Consider the following 11,937-nt stretch of genomic DNA (forward strand, 5'->3'; position numbering starts at 1 on the left):
CCTGCAGCGCCAGGTCGGCCAGCACCACGGGCTGTGCGGGGGCCCCGGCGGCCACGCTGGATTCCTGCCGCGCCAGGGCCAGCAGCTGCTCCACCAGCCGCGTGGCCCGGTCGATGCCGGCCGACAGCCGGGCCACGGCCACGCCCGCGGCCTCGGCTCGGGCGCGCGCAGCAGCCCCCTGTGCCTGCAGCTTGAGCGCGGCCAGGGGCGAGCGCAGCTCGTGCGCCGCATCGGCCACGAAGTGCTGCTGCGCCTCGAAAGCCCGCTGCACCCGCGCGAACAGCAGGTTCAGCTCGTCCACCAGCGGCTGCACCTCGGCGGGCAGCGCATCGCCGTCGACGGGCGAGAGGTCGTCCGCCTGGCGCTGCGCCACCTCGCGGCGCACGCGCTCCACCGGCGCGAGCGAGCCGCTCACCACCCACCACACGGCCAGCGCCAGCAGCGGCGCCATGAGCGCGATGGGCCCGGCCGTGCGCAGGGCCAGGTCGCGCGCCATCGCCTTGCGCACGGCCATGTCCTGCGCCACCTGAATGACCTGGGAGCGCGTCTGCACCGAAAACACGCGGTAGGTGGTGCCGTGCGCCTTCACCTTGGAAAAGCCCAGCACCGCGCGCTGCGGCAGGGCAGCGCCCACGGCGGACTCGAACACGCGCAATCCTTCGGCCGACCAGACCTGCACGACGAACTCGTAGTTCTCGTCGTCGTGCACCAGCGGTCCGGGCGCGTTGGCCGGCACCTCCGGCAGGCCGGGCCGCAGGGCCATCGCCATCTGCTCCATGTGGTAGTCGAAGATCTCGTCGGCCTCGGACAGCGCCGAGCGGTACGACAGGAGGATCTGCAGCAGCGCCGTGCACACGATCGCCGCCAGCAGGAACCACAGCAGCCGCGCGCGCAGCGAATGCGCCGGTGCGCCCGTGCGCGGCGCCGGCCCGCCGGGGCCCGGGGGCTGGCTGTGGGGCGGGTCCTGGGCGGCGGGCGGCGTCATGCCTTGGGCACCATGTAGCCCACGCCGCGCACGTTCAGCACCAGTTCGGCGCCCAGCTTCTTGCGCAGGCCGTGCACATACACCTCCACGGCGTTGCTGCTGATCTCGTCCTTCCAGCCGTAGAGCTTTTCTTCGAGCTGGGTGCGCGACAGCACCATGCCCGGGCGCGCCAGCAGCGGCTCCAGCACCGCCCATTCGCGCGCCGACAGCACCACGGGCGCGCCGTTCACCGTCACTTCGCGCGTGGCCGGCAAAATCCGCACGCCCTTGTGCTCGTAGGCCGGCTCGGCCCGCCCGGCCGCGCGCCGCGTGAGGGCGCGGATGCGGGCCAGCAGTTCATCGAGTTCGTAGGGCTTGAGCACGTAGTCGTCGGCGCCGGCGTCCAGCCCCTCCACGCGCTGGGCCAGCGCATCGCGCGCGGTGGCCACCAGCACCGGGGTGCGGTCCTTGCGCGCGCGCAGGTCGCGCAGCACCGCCAGGCCGTCGCGCCGGGGCAGGCCCAGGTCCAGCAGCACGAGGTCGTAGGTCTGCGTGCGCAGGGCGGTGTCGGCCATCTCGCCGTCGCGCACCCAGTCCACCGCGTAATGCTCGGCGCGCAGCAGATCGTGCACGGCCTCTCCGATCATGGTGTCGTCTTCCACGAGCAGCAGGCGCATGGGGCGGCCCTCCTCTTCTTTTCAGGTCTCAAACGCCACCGCGCCGGCGGCGGCTGCGGCAATCGCAGCGCCAGCGGCGCGGGTGCGTGGGGGTTGCGAACAGGCGGCGGCGTCCATGGCCGCCAAGCATAGCGGCTGGCCCAATGCCGCCGCGCAGGACGGGGCTTCAGCCCAGCGGCACCGGCACGAAGATCTTGTCGCCGTCGCGCTGGATCAGGAGAGCCACCGACTTGCCCGCCTTGGCCATCGCCTCGCGCACCTGCTCCACGCCCCGCGCCGGCGTGCCGTTGATGGCCAGCAGCACGTCGCCGGGCTGCACGCCGGCCAGGGCGGCGGGGCCACGGGCATCCTCCACCAGCAGGCCGCCGTCCACGCCGGCATCGCGGCGCTCCTGCGGCTGCAAGGGCCGCAGCGCCAGGCCCAGCCGGCCCTTGCCGCTCGACTTTTCCGAACTGGCGATCTTGGTGGCCTTCTCGCTCGCATCGCCCAGCGTGGCGGTGAACTCCTCGCGCTTGCCATGGCGCCACACCTCCAGCCGCGCCTGCGTGCCGGGCGCCGCCTGGCCCACGATGGCCGGAAGGTCGCCCGAGGCCACGATGGGCTGCCCGTTCACGCTGCGGATCACGTCGCCCGACTTCAGGCCCGCCTTGTCGGCCGGGCCGCCCTCTTCCACGCCGGCCACCAGCGCCCCTTCGGGCTTGTCGAGCTGGAACGAATCGGCAAAGGCCTGGTTCACCTCCTGCACCGACACGCCCAGGCGCGCGTGGCTGGCCTTGCCCGTGGCCAGGATCTGGTCCTTGACCTTGGCGGCCACCTCGATCGGGATGGAGAACGACACGCCCTGGTAGCCGCCCGAGCGGCTGTAGATCTGCGAATTGATGCCCACCACCTCGCCGCGCGCATTGAACAGCGGGCCGCCCGAGTTGCCGGGGTTCACCGCCACGTCGGTCTGGATGAAGGGCACGTAGCTGTCGTCGGGCAGCGAGCGCCCCTTGGCGCTCACCACGCCGGCCGTCACGCTGTTTTCGAAGCCGAAGGGCGAACCGATGGCCAGCACCCACTCGCCCACCGCCAGGTTGCGCGTGCTGCCCAGCTGCACCACGGGCAGGTCCTTCGCGTCGATCTTGAGCACCGCGATGTCGGTCTTGGGGTCGGAGCCCAGCACCTTGGCCCGGAACTCGCGCCGGTCGGTCAGCTTCACGGTGACCATGTTGGCACCCTTGACCACGTGGGCGTTGGTGAGGATCACGCCATCGGCGCTCACGATGAAGCCCGATCCCTCGCCCCGCGTGGGCACCTCGCGCTGGCGGCCGGGGGCCTGCAGGCCCGGCGGCACCATGCCGAAACGGCGGAAGAACTCGAACATCGGATCGTTGGGGTCGATGCCCTGCGCGCCGCTGCGCGGGTGGGCCGCGGTCTCGTCATCGTCGTCGTCCGAATCGGTCATGGACGTCTTGGTGGTTCCGCTCACGCTGATGTTGACCACCGCCGGACCGTTGCGCGCGGTGATCTGCGCAAAGTCCGGCGCCGTCACGCCGCCCGTGGACGGCATGGCCGCCGGCTGCACCGCGGCGGGCGGCATGGCGGCGCGGCTGGAATGCATGTTGGTCACCAGCCCCGCGCCGGTGGCCCCGATGGCGCCGGCAGTGAGCAGGGCCAGGGTCAGGCGGCGGGGGGTCGATAGAACGGAGTTCATGGCAATCCTTTCGTTGGGTCGTTGCATGGGGGGCAGTTTGGGCAACGAGACTTAGGTGTGGCTTAGGGGCATCCGGGGGCTGGCGATGCAGGCCCGGTTGCGGCGCAGTTCAGTCGTTGGACGTGACCGAGAAGGCGCACCAAAGGGAAATCCCGCAGGCAGCCCGCCACACACAACCGCCACAATGCCACCGCCGACAGCTCATCCATAAAGGACTGCGGCCACCGATCCAAAGGGAGGACAAACCATTGAACGACCCAGAGCAAGGCACTGGCACGCCGCGCTTTTATGCGCATTCCACCGGCAGCGCGGACCGGGAAGGCTGGCAGCCCCTGCCGGACCATCTGCACGCCGTGGGCCGAGGGGCCGGAGAATTCGCGGCTGTTTTCGGCGGTGAGGCGCTGGCCCGGGTGATCGGGCATCTGCACGACCTGGGCAAGTACACCGAGCCCTTTCAGGAAAGGCTGCGCGGCAGTCCGCTGCGTGTGGACCACTCCACCTGGGGGGCACGCATCGCGCAGGAGCGCCTGGGGGACATGGGGCAACTGCTGGCCTACGGCATTGCCGGCCACCATGCGGGGTTGGCCAATGGGCAGGGCGAGGGCGAGCGCACGGCCCTGGCTGACCGGCTGTCGTCCGACCTACCGGCGCTGCACCCCGCCTGGGAACAGGATATCCCCTTGCCCGCTCGCCTCGGGGTGCCTGCGGGCTTCAAGCCCTACAGCGGCCAGGGCCGCCAGCAGGCCAAGGACCGGTATCCGTTCCAGCTGGCGTTTCTCGCCCGCATGCTGTTCTCGTGCCTGGTGGATGCCGACTTCCTCGATACCGAGGCGTTCTACCACCTCGCTGAAAAACGCCCCGACCTGCGCCGTGGCGGCGGCGCGCCGCCCACGCTCGTGGCGCTGCGCGAGCAACTCGACCACTTCCTGGGCCAGTTCCAGGCCGATAGCGGCGTGAACCGCCTGCGTGCCGACATCCTGCGCCATGTGCGGGGCCAGGCGGAGCAGGAGCCAGGATTGTTTTCGCTCACGGTGCCCACGGGGGGCGGCAAGACGCTGGCATCGCTGGCGTTCGCGCTTGACCACGCCATTCGCCACGGGCTGCAGCGCGTGATCTTCGTGATCCCGTTCACCAGCATCGTCGAGCAGAACGCCGCCGTGTTCCGCAAGGCACTGGGCCCGCTGGGCGAGGCTGCCGTGCTGGAGCACCACAGCGCCTTCGTGGAACAGCCGCCCCCGCGCAATGACCCCGAGAAGTACCAGTCGGTCCAGAAGCTGCGCCTTGCCATGGAGAACTGGGATGCTCCCATCGTCGTCACCACCGCCGTGCAGTTCTTCGAAAGCCTGTTCGCGGCCAAGCCCTCGCAGTGCCGCAAGCTGCACCACATCGCGGGCAGCGTGGTGATCCTGGACGAGGCGCAGACCATGCCGCTGCAGTTGCTGCGGCCCTGCGTGGCCGCCATTGATGAGCTGGCCCGCAACTACCGCACGAGCGTGGTGCTGTGCACGGCCACGCAGCCCGCCCTGGAGGCGCCGGCGTTCGAGGGCGGGCTCACGGGCGTGCGCGAGCTGGCACCCGAGCCGGACAGGCTGTTCCGCCAGCTCGAACGCGTGCGGGTGCGGCATGTGGGCACGCTGAGCGACGAGGCGCTGGCCACCGAGATGCGCTCGCGCGAACAGGTGCTGTGCATCGTCAACAACCGCCGCCATGCGAGGGCCGTGTACCAGGCCATGGCCGATCTGCCCGGCGCACGCCACCTGACCACGCTGATGTGCGCCAAACACCGCAGCGCCGTGCTGGCCGAGGTGCGGCAGATGCTCAAGGATGGTGAGCCGTGCCGGGTGGTGAGCACGAGCTTGATCGAAGCCGGCGTGGATGTCGATTTCCCTACCGTGCTGCGCGCCGAAGCGGGCCTGGACTCCATCGCCCAGGCGGCAGGCCGCTGCAACCGCGAAGGCGGCAGGCCCCTGGACGCCAGCGACGTGCGGGTGTTTGCCAACGCCAACGAAGACTGGGCCCCGCCACCTGAACTGAAGCAATACGCCCAGGCCGCCCGCGAAGTGCTGCGTCAGAACGCAGGCGACCCTTTGTCGCCCGAGGCCATTGGCCGCTACTTCGCCCTGTTGTATTGGCAAAAGGGAGGCGATGCGCTCGACAAGCCCGACCTCATGGGCCTGCTGCGCGAAAGCCGCATCGACAGCCTTCCCATGGAAACGCTGGCCACGAAATTCCGCATGATCGACAGCGTGCAGATGCCGGTGATCGTGCCGTATGACGACGATGCCAAAGGCTTTCTGCGCGAACTGGAGCACGCCGAAGGCAGCGTCGGCCTCGCGCGCAAGCTGCAGCCCTATCTGGTGCAACTGCCCCGCCAGGGCTTCGATGCTTTGTACACGGCAAAAGCTGTGCTGCCTGTGGCACCGGAGAAGTGGGGAGATCAATTCATGCGATTGGAAAATCTTGATATCTACGACGCACAGTTCGGCCTGTCGTGCGATGACCCAACATTCATAAAAACGATCAACACAATCATCTAAGCAACTCAACTACACCTTAGGAACTAAATATCGGATATGCTTCGCTCCGTCACAACAGCAGGAGCTTGGCATGGACGATCCATCAAAAGAGCCCAAATCGGACTTCAAATTGAAGCTTGAATTGGAGCTTCGGCGTCGCAATGCACTGTTGCCGTGGCTTGTCGTCTGCATAGCGTTAATTGGCTCATCGGCATTTTGGCGAATAGTCGAGCGACTTCTTGTGGGCGTGGGTTGAAACCTAAGTTGTGCATTGAGTGCTGTAAAGCAGGGACACCCTGGGGGCTCGCCCCTAGGGTGCCTATTTGGAGGGAGCTCAATGGCATTTGGAATACGTTTACTGATCTGGGGCGATCGCGCCTGCTTTACCCGCCCCGAGATGAAGGTGGAACGGGTGAGCTACGACGTTATCACCCCTTCCGCCGCGCGCGGCATCCTCGATGCGATCCACTGGAAGCCGGCGATCCGATGGCACGTCGACCGCATCCATGTGCTGAATCCCATCCGCTTCGAATCCATTCGGCGCAACGAAGTGGGCGGCAAGCTCTCCCCCGCCAGCGTGACCAAGGCCATGAAGGCCGGCGACACCGCGGGGCTGGCGAATTACGTCGATGAAGACCGGCAACAGCGCGCTGCCACCATCCTGCGCGACGTGGCCTATGTGATCGAAGCGCACTTCGATCTGACTCCCAAGGCCGGCGCCGAGGACTCGGTCGGCAAGCACCTGGACATCTTCAACCGCCGCGCGCGCAAGGGGCAGTGCTTTCAGCAGCCCTGCATGGGCGTGCGGGAGTTTCCGGCGAACTTCCAGCTGATCGAAGACGGCGACCCCATCCCCGAGAAGCACGAAAGCCTTCAGGAGGCGCGCGACCTGGGCTGGACGCTGCACGACATCGATTTCGACCGGGGCATGTCGCCCCGCTTCTTCCGCGCGCAGATGGCGGACGGCGTGATCGAGGTGCCGCCCTGGCACAGCGAAGAGGTCAAGGCATGATCCTGCAGGCCCTCAACACCTACTACCAGCGCCTGCTGGCGCGCGGCGAAGAGGGGCTCTCGCCTTTCGGCTACAGCCCCGAGAAGATCAGCTACGAGATTCTGCTGGCACCCGATGGGCGCGTGGTGGATGTGAACGACATCCGCGACACCTCCGGGAAAAAGCCGCTGCCGCGCCCGATGAACGTGCCGCAGCCCGAAAAGCGCACTGTGGGCATCAAGTCGAACTTTCTTTGGGACAAGACCAGCTATGTGCTGGGCGCCAGCGCCACGAGCAAGCGTGCGGACAAGGAGCACGAAGCCTTCAAGGCGCTGCACCAGGAAAGCCTGGCAGGCACGGAGGATGCGGGACTCAAGGCGCTGCTGGGCTTTCTGTCCAGCTGGACGCATGAGCGCTTTGCCGAGGCCCCCTTCACGCCGGAGATGCTGGACGCCAACGTCGTCTTTCGCCTGGACGGCGAGCGCACCTACCTGCACGAGCGCCCCGCCGCGCAAACGGTGCGCGCACGGTTGCTGGGCAGTGAAGATGCGGCGCCCCACGCGCTGGCCCACTGCCTGGTGACCGGCGAGCAACTGCCAGTGGCGCGTCTGCACCCGGGCATCAAGGGCGTGAACGGTGCGCAAAGCTCTGGCGCATCCATCGTGTCGTTCAACCTGGAGTCGTTCACGTCGTATGGCAAGAGCCAGGGCGAGAACGCGCCCGTTTCCGAGCAGGCCGCCTTTGCCTATACCACCGTGCTCAACCACCTGCTGCGGCGCGGCGAGCACAACCGCCAGCGCATCCAGATCGGCGATGCGAGCGTGGTGTTTTGGGCGGAGGCGGACGATGCCGATCAGGCGCAGGAAGCCGAACTGACATTCGAGTCGCTGCTCAACGCGCCGCCGGACGACTCCCAGGAAGCGGCGCGGGTGCGTGAGGTGCTGGAGCAGATCGCGAAGGGACGCCCCTTGAGCGAACTGAATCCAAAGCTGCAGGACGGCACGCGCATGTTCGTGCTGGGGCTGGCTCCGAACGCCTCGCGCATCTCCATCCGCTTCTGGGAGACGGGCACGCTGGGCCTATTCGCCCAGCGCCTGGCAGAGCATGCGCAGGACTTTCGGATCGAACCCGTGCCCTGGAAGACCGCGCCGGCCGCGCGCCGCGTCCTCCTTGCGACGGTACCGAACCGCGAAGGCGCCATGCCCAAGATGGACGATGCCTTCAACAACCTGGCCGGCGAATTCATGCGCTCGGTGCTCAGCGGCCGGCCCTATCCGCGCAGCCTGCTGGCCAACACCCTCATGCGCATCCGCTCGGACGGCAACCTGTCAGGCCTGCGCGCGGCGATCTGCAAAGGCATCCTGGCCCGGGAGAAGCGGCTGGGCATCCACACACACATCCACAAGGAGGAGGTTCCCGTGAGTCTCGACAAGCAATCCGAAAACCCAGGCTACCGGCTGGGCCGCCTGTTCGCGGTGCTGGAAGCGGTGCAGCGCAGCGCGCTCGGCGGCCAAGTCAATGCCACCATCCGCGACCGGTATTACGGCGCGGCATCGGCCACGCCGGCATCCGTCTTTCCAGTGCTGCTGCGCAATACGCAGAACCACCTGGGCAAGCTGCGCAAGGACAAGCCGGGCCTGGCCGTGAACCTGGAAAAGGACATCCGCGAAATCGTCGATGGCCTGGGGGAGCAGTTTCCGCGCAGCTTGCGCATCGAGGACCAGGGCCGCTTCGCCATCGGGTACTACCACCAGTCCCAAAGCCGTTTCACCAAAGGCGGCACGGAGGCCGAACAAGACACCGCAGATTCCAACACCGACAACACCGAGGGAGCCCCCGCATGACCGCCATTGCCCACCGCTACGAGTTCGTCTACCTTTTCGACATCACCAACGGCAACCCCAATGGCGATCCAGACGCCGGCAACCTGCCGCGCCTGGACCCCGAGACCAACCGGGGCCTGGTGACCGACGTGTGCCTGAAGCGCAAGATCCGCAACTTCGTCAGCCTGGACAAACCAACCGACGAGCGCTATGCCATCTACATGCAGGAAAAGGCCGTGCTCAACAACCAGCACCGCAAAGCCTACGATGCCCAGTCGCTGAAACCCGAAGACAAGAAACTGCCCAAGGAAGAAGAGAAAGCACGCGCCATCACGCAATGGATGTGCAACAACTTCTTCGACGTGCGCACCTTCGGCGCGGTGATGACCACGGGTGTCAACGCGGGCCAGGTGCGCGGGCCGGTGCAGATGGCGTTCGCCACCTCCATCGACCCCGTGGTGCCGCTGGAGATTTCGATCACCCGCATGGCCGTGACCACCGAGAAGGAGGCCGAGGCGCAGAGCGGCGACAACCGCACCATGGGCCGAAAGCACATCATTCCCTATGGCCTGTACCGCGCGCACGGTTTTGTCTCGGCCAAGCTGGCCGAGCGCACGGGCTTTTCCGACGCAGACCTGGAGCTGTTCTGGCGCGCGCTCATCAACATGTTCGAACACGACCGCTCGGCCGCTCGCGGCGAAATGGCGGCCCGCAAGCTGATCGTGTTCGAGCATGAAAGCGCCATGGGCAATGCACCGGCGCATGTGCTGTTCGATGCCGTCCGGATCACACCGGCACAGGCCGATGCAGACAGCGCTCCACGCCGGTTTGCGGATTACCGCGTGGAGATCGACCGAGCGGCCATTCCTTCGGGCGTGGCCGTTCGTGAGCTGATCTAGCGCGGCTTCGCACGCCTGGAGGCAGGCCGTGGACGAATCGGACTTCATTGCCCTTTCGGCACTGCAACACTACCTGTATTGCCCTCGCCAGTGCGCCCTCATCCATGTGGAGCAGCTGTGGGCGGAAAGCCGCCACACCGCAGAGGGGCGGGTGCTGCACGAGCGCGCCGACAAGCCCCGGGGGCGAGCGCCGACGTGGTGTGCGCACGGTCACGGCCATGCCCCTGGCGCACCCGGGGCTGGGCATCACCGGCATTGCAGATGTGGTGGAGTTCCACGAGATCGAAGACGGCGAACAGGCGTTTCCCGTGGAATACAAACGCGGGCGGCCCAAGGCCCATCGCGCAGACGAAGTGCAACTGTGCGCGCAGACCCTGTGCCTGGAAGCGATGCTGGAGCAGCCGATTGCGCAAGGCGCCCTGTTCTATGGCGAGACGCGCCGGCGCACCGATGTGCCGTTCGATCAGGCCCTGCGCCAACTCACGCGGGAAACCATCGGTGCCACACGCGCCATGCTGGACGCGAACATCACACCCACCGCGCAGTACAGCCCCAAGCGCTGCGATGCCTGCTCGCTGCTCGACCTGTGCCAACCCAAACTGTTGGGCCGCAAGAGCAGCGTGAACGACTGGCTCGCCCGACAACTGAAAGAAGACAGCGAGGCGGAGCCACCATGCGCAGACAGCTGAACACCCTGTATGTGACCACCGAAGGGGCTTGGCTTCACAAGGATGGTGCGAACATCGTGATGGAAGTCGAGCAAACGGTGCGTGCCCGGCTGCCCGTGCACATGCTGGAAAGCCTGGTGTGCTTTGGCCGCGTGCTGGTGTCGCCCCCTTTGCTGGGCTATTGCGCGGAGCAGGGCATCAGCACCTGCTTTCTCACGACCAACGGCAGGTTTCTGGCACGGGTGGAAGGACCCGTGTCCGGCAACGTCCTGCTGCGGCGCGCGCAGTACCGCAACGCGGACAACCCCGAGGGGTGTGCCGGCATCGTGCGCAATCTTTTGCAGGGCAAGCTGCACAACCAGCGCGCCGTGCTGGGCCGGGCCCTGCGCGATCACAGCAGCAAGCTGGCGGCCGGAGACGAAGCCGCCCTGGCGCATGCCCACCAGCGTCTGGAACGCATCGCCGGTAAATTGGCCCAGACACCGTCGGTGGACCTGCTGCGCGGATACGAGGGGAAGCGGCGCAGGCTTACTTCGGGGTGTTCGACCACCTCATCCGCGTGCCCGGCACCGCCATGCGGTTCACCGGGCGCAGCCGCAGGCCGCCGCTGGATGCGGTCAACGCCCTGCTCTCTTTTTTATACACGCTGGTGACCCACGATTGCCGCTCGGCCCTGGAAAGCGTGGGGCTGGACCCGGCGGTGGGCTTTCTGCACCGCGACCGGCCAGGCCGGCCCAGCTTGGCGCTGGATCTTCTGGAGGAGTTTCGGCCGCTGCTGGCCGACCGGCTGGCGCTGTCGCTGATCAACTTGCGCCAGATCGGCGAGCGCGATTTTCAGACGATGGACAACGGCGCCGTGCTGCTGCGCGAAGAATCGCGCAAGACGGTGCTGACGGCCTACCAGGAGCGCAAGCGCGAAACGCTGCGGCACGTTTTTCTGCAAGAGAAGGCACCCATCGGGCTGTTTCCATTCATCCAGGCCCAATTGCTGGCCCGCCATTTGCGCGGCGACCTCGACGCCTACCCACCCTTCCTTTGGAAATGAGGCATCGCCGATCATGATGGTGCTTGTGAGCTATGACGTCCGTTCGCAGGACAAGGTGGGTGCCCGGCGCCTGCGGCACATCGCCAAAGCGTGCCTGGATTTTGGCCAGCGCGTGCAGTACTCGGTGTTCGAGATCGAAGTGGACTCGGCACAATGGGTGGCCCTGAAAAACCGCTTGGTCCAGATCATCGACCCGGCCACGGACAGCCTGCGGTTTTACTACCTGGGCCAACAATGGAAAGACCGGGTGGAACACGTGGGGGCCAAGCCCGTTCTCGACCTGAACGCTCCGCTCATTCTCTAACACGCCTTGGGCACCGGCGGCGCCATTTTGCGAACCCCAAGCGACTGGGCACGGCCATCGCGCTTCGCGGAGTTCTAACTCTTTGATTGACCGATGATTTTTCTCCTGGCACGTGGGAGAGGCGCTGGTACGCCTGCCAGGGGGAAGGGGTTCGCGGAGAGAGGGGATTTTTGCTAGTGGGGACAGGCGGTTATAAATGGGCGGTCGCGCCCCGTGCGGGCGCGTGGGTTGAAACCCGGTCACAAAGGAGGATTGATGGACCAGCAGCGGCGTCGCGCCCCATGCGGGCGCGTGGGTTGAAACTCCGTGAAAAAAAAAGCCACCAAAATCGGCAGCTGTCGCGCCCCATGCGGG

At 66.8% G+C, this 11,937-nt stretch carries 10 protein-coding genes and 1 pseudogene; 8 read left to right on the top strand and 3 right to left on the bottom strand.

Features of this window, described 5'->3' with window-relative positions; all coding sequences use genetic code 11:
* The 3 genes from AC27IO_RS14585 to AC27IO_RS14595 all read right to left on the bottom strand — a co-directional run.
* On the bottom strand, positions 1–985 hold a 985-nt coding region (locus tag AC27IO_RS14585), incomplete at its 3' end, for a histidine kinase dimerization/phospho-acceptor domain-containing protein (protein WP_498739378.1).
* Positions 982–1,641, bottom strand: coding sequence for a response regulator transcription factor (locus AC27IO_RS14590; RefSeq protein ID WP_272565085.1), 660 nt, complete (start codon positions 1,639–1,641; stop codon positions 982–984). The genes AC27IO_RS14585 and AC27IO_RS14590, both read right to left, overlap by 4 nt.
* Before the next feature lie 166 nt (positions 1,642–1,807).
* Positions 1,808–3,337 (bottom strand): DegQ family serine endoprotease, encoded by a 1,530-nt coding sequence (locus AC27IO_RS14595; RefSeq protein WP_284429397.1) that lies wholly within the window; start codon positions 3,335–3,337, stop codon positions 1,808–1,810.
* Between the two features lie 248 nt (positions 3,338–3,585).
* On the opposite strand from AC27IO_RS14595, the gene AC27IO_RS14600 reads away from it, so the two are divergent.
* The 8 genes and pseudogenes from AC27IO_RS14600 (at position 3,586) to cas2 (ending at position 11,583) form a co-directional block, all read left to right on the top strand.
* Positions 3,586–5,874 carry a CRISPR-associated endonuclease Cas3'' gene (locus AC27IO_RS14600; RefSeq protein ID WP_498739380.1) on the top strand — a complete coding sequence of 763 codons (2,289 nt, stop codon included), beginning with the start codon at positions 3,586–3,588 and terminating at the stop codon, positions 5,872–5,874.
* A 70-nt stretch (positions 5,875–5,944) separates the two neighbouring features.
* Positions 5,945–6,109 (top strand): hypothetical protein, encoded by a 165-nt coding sequence (locus AC27IO_RS14605; RefSeq protein WP_498739382.1) that lies wholly within the window; start codon positions 5,945–5,947, stop codon positions 6,107–6,109.
* Between the two features lie 81 nt (positions 6,110–6,190).
* Positions 6,191–6,865 carry a type I-C CRISPR-associated protein Cas5c gene (cas5c, locus tag AC27IO_RS14610; protein ID WP_498739383.1) on the top strand — a complete coding sequence of 225 codons (675 nt, stop codon included), beginning with the start codon at positions 6,191–6,193 and terminating at the stop codon, positions 6,863–6,865.
* Entirely contained in the window at positions 6,862–8,688 is a 1,827-nt protein-coding gene (cas8c, locus tag AC27IO_RS14615; RefSeq protein ID WP_498739385.1) for a type I-C CRISPR-associated protein Cas8c/Csd1, read from the top strand. Before cas5c ends, cas8c begins: the two co-directional genes overlap by 4 nt.
* Positions 8,685–9,566 (top strand): type I-C CRISPR-associated protein Cas7/Csd2, encoded by an 882-nt coding sequence (gene cas7c, locus AC27IO_RS14620; protein ID WP_284393266.1) that lies wholly within the window; start codon positions 8,685–8,687, stop codon positions 9,564–9,566. Before cas8c ends, cas7c begins: the two co-directional genes overlap by 4 nt.
* A 218-nt stretch (positions 9,567–9,784) precedes the next feature.
* Positions 9,785–10,255, top strand: coding sequence for a CRISPR-associated protein Cas4 (cas4, locus tag AC27IO_RS14625; protein WP_498739387.1), 471 nt, complete (start codon positions 9,785–9,787; stop codon positions 10,253–10,255).
* Positions 10,240–11,279, top strand: a pseudogene (gene cas1c / locus AC27IO_RS14630) (type I-C CRISPR-associated endonuclease Cas1c). Before cas4 ends, cas1c begins: the two are co-directional and overlap by 16 nt.
* Before the next feature lie 13 nt (positions 11,280–11,292).
* The gene (gene cas2 / locus AC27IO_RS14635; RefSeq protein ID WP_272565093.1) at positions 11,293–11,583 is read left to right on the top strand and encodes a CRISPR-associated endonuclease Cas2; all 291 of its coding nucleotides are present in this window, start codon (positions 11,293–11,295) and stop codon (positions 11,581–11,583) included.
* Positions 11,584–11,937 lie beyond the last annotated feature (354 nt).

This window comes from Acidovorax sp. KNOB132 (assembly GCF_057541515.1).

Coding starts and splice junctions, on each gene's coding strand:
- AC27IO_RS14595 (WP_284429397.1), bottom strand. CDS start 3,337: ATGAACTCCGTTCTATCGACCCCCCGCCGCCTGACCCTGGCCCTGCTC.
- AC27IO_RS14590 (WP_272565085.1), bottom strand. CDS start 1,641: ATGCGCCTGCTGCTCGTGGAAGACGACACCATGATCGGAGAGGCCGTG.
- cas2 (WP_272565093.1), top strand. CDS start 11,293: ATGATGGTGCTTGTGAGCTATGACGTCCGTTCGCAGGACAAGGTGGGT.
- cas5c (WP_498739383.1), top strand. CDS start 6,191: ATGGCATTTGGAATACGTTTACTGATCTGGGGCGATCGCGCCTGCTTT.
- cas8c (WP_498739385.1), top strand. CDS start 6,862: ATGATCCTGCAGGCCCTCAACACCTACTACCAGCGCCTGCTGGCGCGC.
- cas7c (WP_284393266.1), top strand. CDS start 8,685: ATGACCGCCATTGCCCACCGCTACGAGTTCGTCTACCTTTTCGACATC.
- AC27IO_RS14605 (WP_498739382.1), top strand. CDS start 5,945: ATGGACGATCCATCAAAAGAGCCCAAATCGGACTTCAAATTGAAGCTT.
- cas4 (WP_498739387.1), top strand. CDS start 9,785: ATGCCCCTGGCGCACCCGGGGCTGGGCATCACCGGCATTGCAGATGTG.